17 protein-coding genes are annotated in these 17,265 nt (G+C 47.4%); 6 read left to right on the top strand and 11 right to left on the bottom strand.

Annotation, left to right across the window (positions count from 1 at the left end; genetic code table 11):
* The first annotated feature begins 618 nt into the window (after positions 1–618).
* Positions 619–2,022, top strand: coding sequence for an asparaginase (locus tag AC1TPC_RS19060; protein ID WP_482068380.1), 1,404 nt, complete (start codon positions 619–621; stop codon positions 2,020–2,022).
* Positions 2,023–2,042: 20 nt separating this feature from the next.
* Complete coding sequence (locus tag AC1TPC_RS19065; RefSeq protein ID WP_482068381.1) at positions 2,043–4,256, top strand: asparaginase domain-containing protein; 2,214 nt, start codon at positions 2,043–2,045, stop codon at positions 4,254–4,256.
* 66 nt (positions 4,257–4,322) lie between these two features.
* On the opposite strand, the gene AC1TPC_RS19070 is transcribed toward AC1TPC_RS19065, so the two are convergent.
* The 5 genes from AC1TPC_RS19070 to AC1TPC_RS19090 form a co-directional block, all read right to left on the bottom strand.
* Entirely contained in the window at positions 4,323–6,152 is a 1,830-nt protein-coding gene (locus AC1TPC_RS19070; protein WP_482068382.1) for an alpha/beta fold hydrolase, read from the bottom strand.
* Positions 6,153–6,213: 61 nt separating this feature from the next.
* A complete protein-coding gene (locus AC1TPC_RS19075) occupies positions 6,214–6,795 on the bottom strand; it encodes a TetR/AcrR family transcriptional regulator (RefSeq protein WP_482068383.1) in 582 nt (193 codons plus the stop codon).
* Between the two features lie 168 nt (positions 6,796–6,963).
* Positions 6,964–7,536 carry a DUF6143 family protein gene (locus AC1TPC_RS19080; protein WP_482068384.1) on the bottom strand — a complete coding sequence of 191 codons (573 nt, stop codon included), beginning with the start codon at positions 7,534–7,536 and terminating at the stop codon, positions 6,964–6,966.
* Positions 7,537–7,580: 44 nt separating this feature from the next.
* Entirely contained in the window at positions 7,581–8,291 is a 711-nt protein-coding gene (locus tag AC1TPC_RS19085) for a peptidylprolyl isomerase (RefSeq protein ID WP_482068385.1), read from the bottom strand.
* 275 nt (positions 8,292–8,566) lie between these two features.
* The gene (locus tag AC1TPC_RS19090) at positions 8,567–9,013 is read right to left on the bottom strand and encodes an aminoacyl-tRNA deacylase (RefSeq protein ID WP_482068386.1); all 447 of its coding nucleotides are present in this window, start codon (positions 9,011–9,013) and stop codon (positions 8,567–8,569) included.
* Between the two features lie 279 nt (positions 9,014–9,292).
* Here AC1TPC_RS19090 and AC1TPC_RS19095 point away from each other — a divergent pair, with 279 nt between their 5' ends.
* Positions 9,293–10,075 (top strand): CPBP family intramembrane glutamic endopeptidase, encoded by a 783-nt coding sequence (locus AC1TPC_RS19095; protein ID WP_482068387.1) that lies wholly within the window; start codon positions 9,293–9,295, stop codon positions 10,073–10,075.
* Positions 10,076–10,098: 23 nt separating this feature from the next.
* Entirely contained in the window at positions 10,099–11,127 is a 1,029-nt protein-coding gene (locus AC1TPC_RS19100) for an ATP phosphoribosyltransferase regulatory subunit (protein WP_482068388.1), read from the top strand.
* Positions 11,128–12,030: 903 nt separating this feature from the next.
* Here AC1TPC_RS19100 and AC1TPC_RS19105 read toward each other — a convergent pair.
* The 5 genes from AC1TPC_RS19105 to AC1TPC_RS19125 all read right to left on the bottom strand — a co-directional run bounded on the left by AC1TPC_RS19105 (position 12,031) and on the right by AC1TPC_RS19125 (position 15,675).
* Positions 12,031–12,837 (bottom strand): copper amine oxidase N-terminal domain-containing protein, encoded by an 807-nt coding sequence (locus tag AC1TPC_RS19105; protein WP_482068389.1) that lies wholly within the window; start codon positions 12,835–12,837, stop codon positions 12,031–12,033.
* Between the two features lie 159 nt (positions 12,838–12,996).
* Entirely contained in the window at positions 12,997–13,491 is a 495-nt protein-coding gene (locus tag AC1TPC_RS19110) for a glutathione peroxidase (protein ID WP_482068390.1), read from the bottom strand.
* Between the two features lie 138 nt (positions 13,492–13,629).
* On the bottom strand, positions 13,630–14,121 hold the full coding sequence (locus AC1TPC_RS19115; protein WP_482068391.1) for a hypothetical protein: 492 nt from the start codon (positions 14,119–14,121) through the stop codon (positions 13,630–13,632).
* Positions 14,122–14,200: 79 nt separating this feature from the next.
* Positions 14,201–15,175 carry an aldo/keto reductase gene (locus AC1TPC_RS19120; RefSeq protein ID WP_482068473.1) on the bottom strand — a complete coding sequence of 325 codons (975 nt, stop codon included), beginning with the start codon at positions 15,173–15,175 and terminating at the stop codon, positions 14,201–14,203.
* A gap of 50 nt (positions 15,176–15,225) precedes the next feature.
* Positions 15,226–15,675: a MarR family winged helix-turn-helix transcriptional regulator gene (locus AC1TPC_RS19125; RefSeq protein WP_482068392.1), complete on the bottom strand. Its 450-nt coding sequence runs from the start codon at positions 15,673–15,675 to the stop codon at positions 15,226–15,228.
* 189 nt (positions 15,676–15,864) lie between these two features.
* On the opposite strand from AC1TPC_RS19125, the gene AC1TPC_RS19130 reads away from it, so the two are divergent.
* Complete coding sequence (locus AC1TPC_RS19130; protein ID WP_482068393.1) at positions 15,865–16,101, top strand: DUF6953 family protein; 237 nt, start codon at positions 15,865–15,867, stop codon at positions 16,099–16,101.
* Between the two features lie 99 nt (positions 16,102–16,200).
* Here the strand turns inward: AC1TPC_RS19130 and AC1TPC_RS19135 are convergent, their stop codons facing one another.
* Positions 16,201–16,608, bottom strand: a complete 408-nt coding sequence (locus tag AC1TPC_RS19135; RefSeq protein ID WP_482068394.1) for a DUF1761 domain-containing protein — start codon at positions 16,606–16,608, stop codon at positions 16,201–16,203.
* A 259-nt stretch (positions 16,609–16,867) separates the two neighbouring features.
* On the opposite strand from AC1TPC_RS19135, the gene AC1TPC_RS19140 reads away from it, so the two are divergent.
* Complete coding sequence (locus AC1TPC_RS19140; RefSeq protein WP_482068395.1) at positions 16,868–17,233, top strand: hypothetical protein; 366 nt, start codon at positions 16,868–16,870, stop codon at positions 17,231–17,233.
* Positions 17,234–17,265: the final 32 nt, after the last annotated feature.

The raw sequence follows: 17,265 nt of genomic DNA on the forward strand, positions 1-17,265 counted from the left end.
ATCGCTCAAGTATTTCATTACTAATATTGGCCGTAAACATATGAAAACACCTCGTCCTCTACTGGTCTTTTAATTTCCAGTATTGACAGGTCTTTTAATTGTTAACGGCGAGGAAGCTAGTATCTCTTATTAATAAAATTACCTATAGAACCGTAGATTTAAATGAATTAATATTTAATTTTAGTGGTGTTAGGATAGGATGCTTTTTATACAGAATATTTGGTATGATCTTTGTAAGAACAATTGATTAATATAACAGAAACAAAACAGGTGTTGTTGATTTTGTATATCAAATCTCAAACAAGTCTTAAAGTAAGTCTTATTAGTGTTCAGCAAATGTATTTTAAGTGCCGTCAGGACGAAGTTTCCTGGCGGTTTTTTTATTTGCAGACCTATCAGACTTTTCTTTCATTCACATTAAACCTGTAAAAAATGTTAATATAGCTAACATATATATACTTTAATATAGTAAGAAACTAAATAAAATAAGTAGATATAAGCAGTAAAAGTTTGATGAATGCGCTTTATTAGCCGTTTTTGTGTTTGTTAAGTTATCTAACATAAAATAGACTGTTGAAATAGAAAGAGAGAAATTTATAACATTGGAGGATAAATAACATGACGCAAATGGTAAGAAGTGAGTTGGCAAAAAAGGTTCTTATTCCTCTATTAGTCCTATCGCTGCTAGCAGCAATGGTTGGGGTGCTGACAAGAACGGACTTTGTTCGAGCTGAGGAAGCGCCGCAGCTTCCGAAATTTGATATTCCGGTTCTTTCATCCGAGCATAAGGCATCGAGCCTTCCTAATGTTATCGTTGTTGCAACTGGGGGTACGCTTGCTGGCAAAGCGAGAAATGATGATCCTACAAACTTTCAAAACTATGCGGCTGGCACTTATTTAATGGCAGATTTAGTAGCTCAGCTTCCTAAAAAAGATAAAATAGCCGATGTCTCCACCTTCCAATTTGGAAATAAGGGGTCAGGCGGCTACAGCATTAAAGAGCTTTACGATCTCTCGCTAGCTGTTGATGCTGCGCTTGAGATCTATGACAGTGCTGTCGTAACGACAGGTACCGATACGATGGAGGAAATTGCTTACTTCCTTGATCTGACGGTCCGCAGTGAGAAGCCGGTCGTCGTAACGGGCGCTATGAGACCTTGGGATGTAATCGGAACGGACGGTCCTGCCAATCTTTATCAAGCGATTAAAGTGGCTGGCAGCGGCAAAACAAAATGGTTTGGCACCGTTGTTATGCTGAACGATGTCATTTTTGCGGCACGTGAGGTTACAAAAACGAACGCACACCGCAACGACACATTTGATGCTCCAATGTTTGGCGCGCTTGGATATGTAGATGATCCTGCCGTTCGTATTTACCGGGCACCTGCGCGAGCGAGCAAAGCAGGCATGAAGAGCTGGGCATCGCCATTTGATCTTAAAACGATCTCCAAGGACAGCCTTCCAATCGTAGACATTATTTATGGCTACCAAGAGGCTGGCGGCGGAAGCATTCGCGGATTGGTGGAGGATGGCGCTAAAGGAATCGTAACGGCAGGGACAGGTGCAGGCGGTATTTCGTCTAAGCAAAGCGCGGCTCGGACGGCAGCCATTAAGGATAAAGGCGTAGTCTTCGTATCGACGACAAGAACGGGCTCAGGCTCTATTTATGACAGCGGCAGCGGCAATGTTATTGGCGGCGACAATCTGAATGCAGCCCATGCTCGCATGATGCTATTGCTTTCGCTCGCTTTTACAAATGATATTGGTACGATTAGAAGCTGGTTCACGACCTTCGGTACACAAGATGTTGAGATTTCGGTTGATGAGAACACCGTGCTGAAAACTTCTGTCGAGGAGCCGCTAGTTAATCCTGTCGTGACCGAGCCGGTTGTAACGGAGCCTGCTGCAACCCAGGCCCCCTCTCCTGAAGCTGAGCTTCCGACTGCTGCAGTAGAACCAACCATTGCACCGACAGTGCCTGCAGCAACAGCAACGCCTGAACCAGCAGCGGTCACGCAATAATTTAGGGGAGGAGTACGATTATGACCATAAGAAGCAATCCGAATACAGCGAAGAAAATATTTGTTCCTCTCCTCATAGCGGCGCTTCTCAGCATGATCCTGACCGGCTATGCCAGCTCGGTTCGTGCCGAGACGGCAGCACCGCAGCTGCCGACCTTTAACATTCCGGCTTTGTCTGAGGCGCATAAGGCGTCACCGCTGCCCAATGTCATCGTAGTGGCGACAGGCGGAACGCTTGCAGGCAAAGCAAGAGATAACGATCCAACCAACTTTCAGAATTACGCAGCAGGCACGTACCTAATGTCAGATCTAGTCGCGCAGCTGCCGGGAAAAGCTAAAATTGCGGACGTTTCGACGTTTCAATTCGGCAACAAAGGCTCAGGCGGCTACTCCATGAAGGAACTCTATGATCTCTCTCTTGCGGTAGATGCGGCGCTTGAAATTTATGATAGTGCTGTCGTGACGACAGGAACAGATACGATGGAGGAAATTGCTTATTTTCTTGATCTGACGGTTCAAAGCGAGAAGCCGGTAGTCGTTACCGGGGCGATGAGACCTTGGGATGTTATCGGTACCGATGGCCCGGCCAACCTTTATCAAGCGATTAAAGCAGCGGGCAGCGGCAAGACAAAATGGTACGGTACGGTCGTCATGCTAAATGATGTCATTCATGCGGCACGCGAGGTGACGAAATCCAATTCGCACCGGATGGATACGTTTGAAACGCCGATGTTTGGTGCGCTGGGCTTTGTCGATGATCCGGCTGTACGCATTTATCGTCTTAACGCAAGGGCGCTAAAGGCCGGTCAAGCCGACTGGGCAACGCCATTTAACTTGAAGCTTATCTCGAAGGATAATCTTCCGATCGTTGAGATCGCCTACAGCTATCAGGAAGCTGGCGGCGGAGCAATCCGTGCATTAGTAGAGGACGGCGCTAAGGGTATTGTTACGGCTGGTACGGGAGCGGCGGGCATTTCGTCGAAAATGAGCGCAGCGCGTACCGCGGCTATTCGCGATCACGGCGTCACATTTGTCTCGACAACTAGAACCGGCACGGGGACGATTACGGGCAGCGGCAACGGCATTATTGCTGGTGACAATTTGAATCCGCAGCATGCCCGTATTATGCTTATGCTGTCACTTGCTTTCTCCAGTGATTTCAATACGGTGAAAGGCTGGTTTGAGACGGCAGGCACGCAGGATATTACGGTAGATGTGCCAGAGACGACTCCTCCTCCCGTTGACGAGAACGGCGAATCGGGTGGATCAGGCGGCTCTGGCGGTCATGTGCCGAGCAAAGGCGAGGTAACGATTGGTGCCGGAAGCGCAGGCACGCTAGGTTTGGATGACAGCGTAACGGTATCCGTTCCGGCAGGAGCAACGAAGGAGCAAATGCTGCTTTCGATTGAAAAGCTGACAGGTACGGGCGGTATCGTTGAATCTACGAGCCAGCTGGCATCGCCGATTTTTGAAATACTCAAAAACATATCAGCTAACTTCTTAGTTCCGGTCACGCTAACCTTCAAATTTGATGCGACGCTTATCAAGGAGGGCAAGACGGCTTCTGTATTCTATTACGATGAAACGAAGAAGCAATGGATTGAGATGGGCGGATCTATAAGCGGTAACCTCATTACTGTAAAATCCGATCACTTCACCAAGTTTGCCGTATTCGCCGTAGATAAGAAGGATGAACCGGTGTCCTTTACGGACATTTCCGGACACTGGGCCGAGGCAGCCATTAAAGAGGCGGTTGCATCCGGCATTGTGAAGGGTTATGCCGATGGCACGTTCAAACCGGGCAACACGGTAACGCGTGCAGAATTCTCTGTCATGCTGATGGGTGCATTGAAAGCGGAGGGTGAGGGTGCTGCGCTTGCCTTTACCGACAATGACAAAATCGCTGCGTGGGCAAAGAATGCTGTTGCTCAAGCGGTGAAAGCAAAAGTCATTAGCGGCTATCCAGACGGTACGTTCCGTCCAAGCGCTAATATCCTCCGAATGGAAATGGTTTCGATGATCGCAAGCGGTGCCGGCTTGACGCTGGATCCTAATGCCTCAACGAGCTTTGCCGATAATGAGGATATTCCGGCATGGGCGAAGGGCGCTGTCAAAGTAGTCAGCGACAAAGGCATTATTCAAGGCCGGACGGGCAACATCTTCGCGCCAAAAGCTACCGCTACTAGAGCGGATGCGATCACCATCATAATGAACATGCTTAAAGCGAGTAAATAATAGAACGATAGGCGGTTCCGAGGGTCTTATTAGACCACTTGGAGCCGCCTTTTTCTATTTTATCAGCTAGATTCCGGATTGGAGCAATAGCCGCGCCGTCTCAGTTGGATGTGAAATCGGGAAGTGATGTCCATAAGGAAGAAGCGCTGTAGGGATGGCAGCATAGGTTGTGGGAATGGAGTAAACACGTTCCTTTGTGCCCCAAAGCATACTTATTTGGCTGCTGTTCCAGTGCTCAGGCTGCAAACGGAAATGCTCGGCACATGTTAAGGCAGCTTGCGTATCCGCCAAGGTGGCTCTGACACGCGGAGAGCTAAGCTCATTCCGTGCAAAGCGGATATAGCTGTCTGGCATCTCGCTCGAATGGCCGAAGCAGCCGCGCGATAAAAGCTCCTTTCGCAGCCTATCTTCCGTTACATGAGGCAGGAGCAGACGATTTGCTAATCTGCTCTTGTAACGCGCGTTAGCCGGATGGAGTACAGGCTGAAGCAGGCGTACGGCATGAATATGACCTATTGACAAACGCTCCGCTACTTTGGCTGCGAGCAGCGCGCCGTAGGAATGTCCGATCAAGGTGACAGGTTCTTTCTGCGAAGCAATAGCTTCCACGATCGCTTGGACATGCCCTTCTATTACGTTTGCGCCATGATGATAGGGCGATCGTCCGAAGCCGGGCAGGTCGGCAATCCAAACGGGACGGCCATGCAGCTCGGAGGCTAGCGGCAGCAAGCAATCTGCGCCGCTAAAGGTGCCCGGCAGCATAAGAATAGGATGACCGCTGCCTGCTTTCTCTAGCGTTGCTAGTGAGCCGCGCCTGCTGCGCTCAAAGCCCGGATGAATCGATTGTCCGTGCGATAGGCGATAGTCTAGATCAGCTATGACATGCGGCAAAGTCGATTGGTTCACGGATGCGTGAAGAGCATGCTTTTGCTGAATATGCCTAGTGGATTGGAGTGGGAATGCCTTACTCACGATAAAGCTGAGCGACTGCTCGGGAATACCAAGCTTGCTGCCGAGGCGGGTGCCTAGCACTTTTCCTAGTAACGATAGCGAAATCGAGCCAATCGGCGCTGGAACGCGCAGCTCCTTATTAATCATCCGTATGAGCTGAGTCATATTTGGGCTTGCCGTTTGCGCATCAAGCAGGTAGTAGGTATCGCTTGCGGGATGCTGCTCGTTAACGAGCGCAGCGATGAATGCAGCGGTATGGTCGACGTGGACAAGCGGAAGCCAGTGCTTAGGTCCGCCGGGCGCTATGCCCATCAGCTTCCGTCTGGCTGAGCCGATGAGAATGCCAAGCCCGCCGGTTTGTTCGGTATTTCCTGTAACGGAATCGCCGATGATGACGCTCGGGTGAACGACGGACAGCGAATAGCCGCTTTGCCTAGCATGCTGCCGGATATAGAAATCGGCGGTAATTTTCATGCGCTCGTAAGGGGATTCATGCTCCAGCTGCTTCATAACGGCAGCTTGCTCGCTTACATTTTGATCCGTTACCGGGCTCTTGAAGCCAACGATATGAATGAAATGGCGGAGCTGTCCGTTTCTGTGCAAATGGTCCGCTAGGAGGGTTAGATGCTCGGCTGCATCTAGGAATACTCGCTTCGCTTCCTGTTCGCTCAGCAAAATATCCATAGGCCCGCCGGCATGAATAATAACGTCTGCGGTAAGCAGAAGCTCGCGGTCGCTTGGAGTGAGACCGAGTGCTGGCTGTGTCAAATCCCCGACAATCGCGGATAGGGAAGGGGAAATCTCCTCTCCGGCTTGCCCAAACAGCGCATTGAACCGAGCGGCTGAACGGACCAGCGCGGTAATACGGTGGCCTTCGGCTGTAAGCCGCCTCACCAATTGCGAACCGATAAATCCGGTCCCTCCAGTTATAAAGATATGTGCCATATAAACATCCTCCTTTTTATTTTCACACTAGTACTAATCGGTACTAATATACTCAAAAAAATTACTTTAGCATGGAAGCTAAAGCATGAAGCGAGTGCTGCAATAGAGTTGGATTCTGGTTCGTATGCTGTAAGAACAGCCCGCCCTCAATAGTTGATAGAATTAAGGCAGCCGTCTGCTGCGGCTCCAGCCTGCTGTTTATTTCTTTGCTAGCAATGCCTTGGACGATAAGCCTCTCCAAGACGAGCAGCTGCCTTCCAAAAAATTGGCTGATTTGCTCGCGAATCGCAGTGGCTTCCTTCGGTGTCTGTGTATACAGCGTCAGGAAGGGGCAGCCTCCGAGACAGTCGACGTCTTGCTCGATAAGCACATTCATCAGTCTCGTGAGCCGATCCATGACAGGCAGCTCCGTCTGGTCAGCAATGCGAGTAATAAGCTGCTCATACTGGCCGGTCATTCTCTCGATAATGGCAGACAGCAGCTCCTCCTTGCTTTTGAAATAATAATAAATGTTGGTTTTAGATACTTTGCTTTCGGCAACAATATCATCCATGCTGGTAACGAGGTAGCCTTTGCTCAAAAATAGGCTCGCAGCGGTTTGAAGGGCAATCTCGCGATTGGAAATTTTTGTTTTTGGCGTCATAATTAGTACTATACAGTACTAATAATAAGGATGTCAATGGGCGATAAAATAACAAATAAAAGGGTGCGATATTAATAGATGTGATTTCATAAATTGTTCTCAATAGTTGCCATACCCAAAAAATCGCCCCTCGACCATTGCTGGTTGAGGGGCGATTTTGCCTTGATGCTAGTACATGCCTTGAGCTTCTTCCCACCAGCCAATGGAGATGACGGCGGGGGCGGGGTGATTCATAGAACTGGTCAGCGTGAAGAGAATCGCTTGGCCGGGACCGATGATCCAGTGGCCTGCTTTCTCGCTCGAGACGCTGGAGTAAGCCGGAATGACGCGCGTGGATACTGGAATTGCAGCGAGAGCGGTCGTGTCTAGGCTGCTGCCGAACTGGACTTGTCCGCGCGGCGCAGGCTTCGGATTGAGCGTCAAATTTGCAGTGGATACCTCATGCGACTGCTTGCCGTGCGTTGGCAGGCTGGAGCAGAAGCAAATTTGCGAGACGAGCTTATCGTCAGACAAATTGCTCAGCACATAAATATCCAGATAAAGATTAACGCCCGAATGGGGAGGGTTGATGAGCGCCCCCCAAGTTCGGTTCGAATCGGTTGGATTCAGTTGATCGGTCTCGCCCAAAAAATATTTCCCTTGCAGCGACTTATTAAGCGGATTCGTTAAATTGACCACACTGACTGGCCCATTGCCATACATCGCTTCACCATCCTTCGCAACATGCTTATACTCAACCATATGATTGGGATCGTGTAACATGCCTGCGAATCGAAGGGCTTCACTTATTTCGTTTTCACTGGTTCCTCAAACGTCATGCCGAGCGTGTCCACCGTTACTTTTTTCATCGAAATCGGAGTTACCGGTCTATCGTTCGCACCGACGGTCTGGTTCACGATTTCATCTACGGCTTCCATGCCTTCCGTTACTTTGCCGAAGGATGCGTAAAGATTGTCAAGCGAAGGCGCATCGGCCACCATGATGAAAAATTGCGAGCCGCCCGTATCCGGGTCGTTCGTGCGCGCCATCGAGAGTACGCCGCGCGTATGCATCAGCTTGTTCTCGAAGCCGTTGTCAGTGAACTCGCCAGGGATGCTGTAGTCAGGTCCGCCCATTCCCGTGCCATCAGGATCGCCGCCTTGAATCATAAAGCCTGGGATAACGCGGTGGAAAATAACGCCGTCATAAAAACCTTTATTAATAAGAGATACAAAGTTGTTTACTGTATTTGGAGCAACCTCTGGATAAAGCTCAAGCTTAATGATTTTGTCATTGCTTAGTTGAATGGTTACAACAGGATGCTTGTCCGGGCCAAGCAGCGCTGGGCCATCCTCTGCAGGAGCTTCGGTTGGGGGAGTTGTTGTGCTTGCATTGCCGCCGGAGCCGGTATTTTTGTCTCCGTCCGCCGCGCGGTTTGCTCCGCATCCGGAAGCTGCAACGAGCAGAATGAGCATAAGGAGCAGCGTGGTCCCAAGTCGTTTGTTCTTATAAAGCATTTCAATATCCTCCTTAGGTTGTGTGAATACAAAAAAATTCCGCAGACTCTTCTGCCTATTTTTCCGCATTCTCATACATGATTCAATCTGTATAATAACATATTGGTTGATTTAAATGCGAGGGAGTCGTCTATTGCGGGCAATGCAGCAGCCGAAATATTTACGGGGTTTACCGTTAGCTGCCTTAACTATCAGCCTAACAAAATAACTAAATGTCACATACGGGTATGAAAATTGCTCCGTAATATTGATTATTAGAGGGTTAAGACATGTCTCTATCTTATGTATCCAACTATATTATTTAATTTCTCAATATCCTTTGGTTGTATTTTCAATGTCGTTTGTGGCACCCCTGTACCTCCATAAACATAATCAAATCGATATAATTCTCTATCTATGAATGTTGAGATCCCCGGGTTTATTAACGATACACTTCCGACCGTACTTCCAGTCACTTGTTCTACCTCTTTGGGTTTCGCTAATTTGATCTCTTGAACTTGAAAAATCTCCTTCAAAGCAACAGGATCGATTCGTCCGTAATCACCAGAGATGACCAAAGCATAGTAGCCTTTATCTGTTTTCAATATTAGTGTTGGGGCAGTTTGACCAATATCAATACCAAAATAATTAGCACCTTCCTGTGCGGTGTTAATTGGTTTACTATGTTCGATGACTTCGTAATCAACATGCTGATTCTTTAGTAGTAATATTAATTTATCCATATTTGGTTCCGTCTCCTCTATTTAGAGATTTTCGCTGATCCACGTACAAATTCGTCAGAAACAATTTTTCACCTTTTTTTGTCATTTAAATAATCCAGCTAAACTGCCAATAGATTGAATTGGAGGGTTATTTGGCAAGCTTTTTTCTCTCAAAAAGAAAGACATCGAGGCTTAGGGATATACGGCAATCTCGCGAATATATATGAAACTATGAGCTCGATACTGCTTTATTTTGGACGAGCGGGCATCCAATATATTTTTGCAGGAAGGGTCTGAGCAATGGGAAGGCTATTCGCGGTCATCGGTTTTCTAATTATTGATTCATACTTTCATCTAATCCCGAAATTATTTTCGCTAGATACCATCACTTGGCTAGCGTATGCTTGCATACTCTTCATCCTTGTTCATCATGTAGCCAAGCTGACGGGATTAAGCGGAATGAGTGATTTAGGCGTAAAAGCTCATTATGGCTGGAAAAGAAACCTGCGGATCGGTTTTTTTATTGGCTTTGGCATTTGGGCAGTCATGTACTTGCTCTTGTGGGGCTATGGGGATTTTCAGGTCGTGGGCGTAAAGAAAGCACCGGAAGCTATTCTTTTATTCATCGAAATCCTTGGCGTTATGCTTCTTAGCTCGCTTATGAATAATCTTATTGTGAACGGCTATGTATTTGCTCATCTTAAAGGTAAAATACGGAATGCTAGTTTATTGCTCGTATCTGCAATTATTTTTGCGCTGGATGATGTGTGGTTAGTAGGCTTCAGTCCTTCAAATGCTCTATTCTCGTTAGTGCTTGGCCTATCTCTTGGTTATGTGCTTCTAAAAACGGGTTCGATTTGGATGAGTACAGGCATACATATGGGCCTCAGCGTAGTGTACAGCTTCGTTTACGGGGTTCCGGGGAGTGAAGCTGACAAGGGCTTGCTGATTACGACTGCTGGAGAGAACGCTTCGTTTGTGTTTGCGCATGCCCATACTTTTGCGGCTGGCGCAATGCTGCTAATTATTTTGATTATATATCCTTGGTTGAAGTTGAATTCGGCCCAAACATACATGTACTAAATACAGCAAAGGATTGTCAGCAGATGAGAGATTTGACCTCTAAATATGCGGGCGGCGATGAAATTATAAAAGAAATGTACCAGCTGACGGATCAGCGAAAGCGACGATTAGGCTTGCGGTATGACCTGACGATTCCCTTCGCGAAGGTGATCGCTTTAAATCCAAGCATCGAGTTGCCCATAAAACGGTATGAGATCGGGAAGGTGTTCCGGGACGGCCCCGTTAAGCGCGGGAGGCTGAGGGAGTTTTTGCAATGCGATGTGGATGTTGTGGGGGTTAAAGGTCCAGAGGCTGAGGTGGAGCTGATGCAGATGGCCATCGACGTGTTCCGATTGCTTGCGATCAAGGTTCAGCTGAAGTGGAATAATAGACGGTTTCTTGGCGAAGTTATGGCTGCAATCGGCGTACCCGGTAGCGAATCGCTGTCGGTCATGCTGACACTCGATAAGCTCGCAAAGGTGGGTGAAGCCGGCGTGAAACTGGAGCTTTCCGAGAAAGGGCTCGCTAACGAGGTAACGGACGCCGTCATTGAGCTGATCGCCCTGCAAAACCCTTCGCTCGAGGAACTCATGGACAGATACGGCCTGCGTGGCAGCGCGGGGGCGCTGGAGGTGCTCGCGGTAACCGATATTTTGGGCAAGCTTGGCCTTGCGCAAGACTGCGTATTCGATCCATTTCTCTCGCGAGGGTTATCATTCTACACGGGAACGGTCTACGAAATATTTGAAACGTCAAATGGCTTCGCTTCGAGCTTGGGCGGTGGCGGCCGGTATGACGCTATTATCGGACAGCTTGTTGGAAGGGAGGATGCCGAATATAGCGCGGTTGGACTATCGTTTGGCATGGAGTCGTTTATGGCGCTGCTCGAAAATCGTATAGCGGAGACACCTTCCGCTTCCGTAGTGCTCATACCCGTAGGCGTGACAGCTGCGGAGATGCTGCAAGCGGCAGCCGAGCTGCGTGCCAGCGGTATTCGAGTGAAGCTGGATACGAGCGGTCGCAAGCTGAAAAACATCCTCGCCTCAGTAGCAGGGAGCGGGATTCGATACTAGGTGAAACGGAATGGAAGGCGGGCTTGGTGCGCCTCAAGGATATGGATGAGCGGACCGAGCGGGAAGTAACTCTGGATGAAGCGATATATGTCTTAGAGAATAGAATTTGTTGGCTGTAAGAACAAATGCGTGCTTATAGCAGCTTTTGGACGTTTCTGATACGCCTAACCGAAGCTTTAAGCACATATGTGTGCTTACAGCACGCCAAAACACAAGATTTGTTAGCTGTAAAAACAAATGCGTTCTTATAGCAGCTTTTTGACGTTTGAGATACGCCTAACCGAGGCTGTAAGCGCATATGTGTGCTTACGGCCCGCCAAAACACATGATTTGTAAGCTGTAAGAACAAATGTGTTCTTATAGCAGCTTTTTGGACGTTTGAGATACGCAGATTCGGGGCAATAAGCGCATATATGTGCTTACAGCACATCAGAACACATGATTTGTTGGTTGTAAGAACAAATGCGTGCTTATAGCAGCTTTTGGACGTTTCTGATACGCCGATACGAAGCTGTAAGCACATATGTGTGCTTAAGGCGCGCGAAACATAAGATATGTTTGCTGTAAGAACAAATGCGTGCTTATAGCAGCTTTTTGGACGTTTGAGATACGCCGATTCGAAGCTGTAAGCACATATGTGTGCTTAAGGCGCGCCGAAACATAAGATATGTTAGCTGTAAGAACAAATGCGTGCTTATAGTAGCTTTTGGACGTTTCTGATACGCAGATTCGAGGCTATAAGCGCATATATGTGCTTACAGCTCACCTACAAAAAACCGCCTCCAACCCCACTAGCATAGTGGAATTGGAGGCGGTTTTGCACTATACGGGACTAGCCCACATGATCTAACTCTCATGAGATAGCCTCGTCAGCAAGTTAAAGTGAGCTGCTCATATTTAGCATCAGGCTCCCGAAATAGGAACGGAAACATTTGTAAAACTAACCGTATCCGCCTTCCATACTTTATCGACATATACGAGATTAATTTGTCTTGTAACAGAATGGATTTCGTAAGCATCATGCCCAATTTCTAATGATTGCGAAAGTCTTGCTGTTGTCTGACTTGTATAATTAACGGACGTTCGAGGAGCATCAAATTGATAGTCATTTCCGAGCCCTTTATTTTGAATAATCGCATTGATGAGACGATCCGTAAAATAAGGCTTGTAATGAGTCCGAATTTGCTTGATGGCAGATACATTTGTTGCTTCATTTAATTTATCGGATAACTGTTTCAAACGGGCAGCCGTCGCTTTTTGAGAGGAAGAAGGCTCTGTTCGTTCGATATTTACGACAATTTGTTTCCCATTCAACGAAATCGTTGCTTGTTGACCGTAGGGGTTCCAGTCTACATCTGCTCCGAGTGCTTGGCTGACAAACCGCAGGGGAACAAAAGTAGTGTTTTGGATTAGCTCGGCCGGGACGTCCAGCTCAATTTGAGACTGATTCACAAGCACTTTTTTGGAGTTAACGGTAAGCAGTAATTCGGTGTCGTCTTTCTTGATTTTGATGGTTTTGCTCTTCTGGTTCCATTCCACAGCAGCGTCCAAATGTTGAGATACGTCGCGTAAAGGTATAAGAACCCGACTGTTTTTCAGTTGGCCGTTGTTAATCTCTACAGGCCGACTATCTGCATGGCTGGGAGCTGAAAGAGCAGGCACAGCTATTAAGGCAGATGCCAATAATGTCAAAGTAAATTTTTTAAGCATGATAACCTCCTATAAACAAAAAAGATAAATCAATCTCTTCTATTAAAGGATAGACGTATTTGTTATATAAAAGTTACAGTTAGTTAAAGTTACCACATCTCTAAATGGGGCTTAACTTCCACCTGTTGAGCGTTCTTCTATGAGAGGCTTCTCGTATCTTTAGGCGTGCGTAGCCACTCTAAGCAGCTTCTGGATATGCTTCTCGATTTGCTCAGGCGTATCCTTCGACCCGAAGCGCTTCAATACTTTTCCGTTCTGATCGACTAGAAATTTCGTGAAGTTCCACTTGATCGATTTGGAGCCAAGGAAGCCCCGAGCTTCGTTGGTGAGGTGTTGGAAAAGCGGGTGAGCGGTGCTGCCGTTCACATCGATTTTCGCGTACAGCGGAAAGGACACGCCGAAGTTGATTTCGCAAGCTTCAGCTACTTGGCTGTCATCGCTTAGCTCTTGATTAGCGAACTGGGAGGAAGGAAAACCTAGAACGGCGAAGCCTTGCTTGCTATACGTATCATGAAGCTTTTGAAGACCTTTGAACTGTGTTGCGAAGCCGCACTTGGTCGCTGTATTCACGATTAGCATTACTTTCCCTTTGTAGGGAGCAAGAGTCTGTGGTTCGCCTTTGATCGTATTCACTTCAATATTGTATATGGACATAGGGGATAACCTCCAATAACCGATTTGTATTTTACATAATTTAATTGTAAGCAATTTATATACGGCTGTCAATTTAATTTAAAAGATGTCAAAACAAAAAGAAGCTGCCCTTAATGGTTACAGGGCAACCTCAAGTTTTTAATATACCACGTTTGTGGCTCCAGCCAGACGAAGCAGAGATTCGGCCTCTGCCTCGGAATCCGTTTCGAGAATGAACAAGTAACGTCCGAGTTCAACCGCATCACCGCATTCCTTAGCATGCTTCTCAGGAATTCCGATATCCTGCAGCACATCATTTGTACCGGGGCGATCATCAAGATCGTTAATGACTGGAACAAAGCCGGCAGGACTGCCGCTGCTTGCTCCAACCGATCCGGCTGTGTAGCCGCCAGCAGCGAGCGGAATCGCTCCAAGCGGGGGTACAACCCTATCTGCAAGCGGCTCCCTTGCCTCAAGAATTTCATAGACTTCTTCAACAGGGACATCTGATTGAGCAGCCAGTATCGGAGCAGACTCCTTATTTTTTACGACAATTCGCAGGTTGTAATCATTCGTCTGAGCCGTTTGAAACATTTTGATCGCTTCCAAAATGCCTTTTTCTTTTTTGAAAATGCCGATGGTCACCGTCATGGTGAGTCCTCCTCTCGCATTTTAGCTAATATGAGGTTACAACTACTTATACCCTTCCCTCACAGCTTTGAAACGAGATTCAGCGGCAGACGAACCGTGACACTTCACTAATTTCATTGATTTCATCCGCTGTTAGCTTGAAGCGCATCGCCTTCACGTTCTGCTCGGCGTGATGGATTTTCGATGCGCCTGGAATAGCGAATACCGTCTCGCCGTGAGCATGGATCAGCCAATTGAGCGCTACTTGCGTTGCGGTAGCTTCGTAACGGCCAGCCATTTGCTCCAATGAGTCAATGAGCGGCTTCGCACGGCTTAGCCCTTCCTTGCGGAATGCAGGGCTCCATCTGCGAGGACCGCTTATCGATTTGACCAGCTCGGGATCATGATGAAACTTTCCGCTTAATATGCCTTGCTCAAGTGGAGAGTAGGCGATGATAGCAGTGCCCAGCTCCCTCGCTGTTTCCAGAATGCCATTCTGCTCGATTCGGCGGTCCAGCAGGCTGTACTTCACTTGGTTGGATGCAAGCTGCAGGCCGTGCTCCCGCAGGACACGGTCAGCCTCGCGCATTTGCTTGGCGGAGAAATTGCTTACGCCTACATGCTGAATTTTCCCCGCCGCCGCCAGCTTCGCCATCTCCTTCATCTCGCTGCTTACCGAAGAGAGGGAGAAGGGCTGATGCACCTGATACAAGTTGATTGTTCGGCCTTCCAGCTGTTTTATTCGCTCATCAATGGTGCTTCCTATACTGCTCGCAGTGCGCATCAACGGCCACCATTTGGTCGCGATAAATACAGGGTTTGAAGCAGGAATCGTTTCCCTCAAAGCGCGAGCAAGCAGCTGCTCAGATTGACCGTTGCCGTAAATCTCGGCTGTGTCGAACCAGTTCATGCCGCCCTCGCAGCTGGTTTTGACGATATCATTAATCATGGCACCCTGCAGAACAGGCCAAAATTTTCCGATGAGGCCTTTGCCGTTGCTGAACTGCCAGCAGCCAAGGCCAAGTGGAGATAATTGCAGGTTCGTAGGGCCAAAAGGCCGGAGCACGGATTTCATCATTGCGTATTGCCTCCTAAACAAGTAATGGAGTTGCAGCACATTTGATCTTACTCTTTGGCTCCGCTTTGCTGCATTCTGTGTAGGAATTGGTGCATAAGCTCCAGCATCGCGGCTCCTTCTTCCGGCGTTCCATCGAGCTTGCAGGCGAGCTGATAAGGGAAGTCGAGCGCTTGCTCTTTCAAAGCTCTTCCTTGCTCGGTGAGCTCAACCAATACGCTGCGTTCATCGTTGCGATCACGCGTCCGGGTAATATGTCCGGCTGCCTCCAGCTTCTTGAGGAGTGGGGTCAAGGTGCCTGAATCAAGATAGAGCTTGTTGCCAAGCGCAGTTACGGTCACGTGATCCTGCTCCCATAGAGCCAGCATCGTAACATATTGCGTATAAGTCAGGTCTATTTTTTCCAGCATCGGCCGATATAGCTTCGTTATTTCTCTGGAACAAGCATAAAAGGCGAAGCAGATTTGATTGTCGAGCTTTAACATTTCGTTGGAATCCATGTTGTTTTCCTCCATAGGAAGGCGAATTTTTAAAAACTTCGCTTCATTTCGTAAAATTAAATTGTGATAAATATAATATAGAGGAAATGGCAATAGACTGTCAATGACAGCCGCGGATCGAGTATGATTGAAGTGAGTCGTTTAAGTATGCTATAGTTACAGCGTTTATTTGATGAAGGAGTGAGAATAATGTCCTATACCGCTAATGAGGTTGCAGAATGGATGCTAAACGAGTTGAAGGAGAAAGGAATTTTGCATCAAGGTGCTGCCGTTGAGCATATTAAGAGCCATTTTGGCGAATCTTTTATATATGTGAATGAGCATGGCAATCAATCGATTGATAAAGAAGTGAAGAAGGTATTCCGCAAGCTGCACAAAGGAAAAGCGGCTTGGGAAAGAGACGGCTTCTTCTGGGGCTGGAGTTAAATTTGCTTCGCGGCATAAGAAAAGGCGTTATCGCATAAGCTTGGCTTTGAAGCCAGCTCATACGATTAACGCCTCATATTCTCGTTTGAATATCGTTGATTATTGCATGCAGCCGATGATTAGACCAGCGATTACATATGAGATCAAGTGATAGCCTATTGTAATGAAATAAAGGCCAAGCTTGTGTCCCTCGAATAAGTAGTTCATGCCGATTTTGAGCGAAATGCTAATTCCTATAAGCAGTCCTACGACTAATCCGCTCCAAATCGTTGTTTCATCCGCAAGTGTGAGCAGCAGCGCCAGTACAAATGAGCCGCCAAGCGCGGTCAAGGCTGTCAGCACATAGGTTAGTGCTCCGCCTCCCGACATTTCACTTTTTGTTAAACCGCGATGCTTCATCCATGCATTGCCGAGCAAAATCGGGGAATACCATAAAAATCCAAGCACCATTGTCGCGATCGTTGCAAGCAATACAGCTACATAATTGACATCAGCTAGATGCACCATCCGCTATTTCCTCCTTTATTTAGTAAATCACATTTATTTTAGCAGAAAAAGAAGTCGGCTCGGTAGTGGAATACCCAAATTTCATAAGAACTTGACAAAGGTAACTGTAATCATTAAACTTACAGTATGGAAGTCATAAATAAGGCGGCGCTTGGACTAGGAAGTTTCAGAGTATCGTCTACTTTTTTACAGTAAATGTACTAAAAAAAGTTACAGTTAAGCAGGCGTTCTTACTATTAGGGATAGGTGGTGCTTAAAGATGAAATTCAGCATAAGCGACTGGGTACAAGGCAGAACGAAGGATGGCGAGCTTATTCACGGATTTGTCGAAACAGTCGATATTTTGCAAGGATTTGTAACCGTGAATGTTGTGAAATCAGATAACGAGGAAGTCATAGGGAAAATCGTTGCCGTTCGGTCAGCCTGGCTCAAAAACGTATCCGACATTGCATCGGATGATGCCCAGATTTTTCACAACGCAATCGACTTGGCATTAGATACATGGGATGAGGCTTGGTTTATGGAGCTTACGAATTCCCGGAAGGCTAGCGATGATGCGTCCAAATCCGGAGACCGCTCAAAAGTATATTCATTCCCTGCCAATCGACTGGGGCAATCCGCATAAAGCGAGCGGGCTTGCTGCTTAATCATAGCAGT

The organism is Paenibacillus sp. Y280, assembly GCF_056786335.1.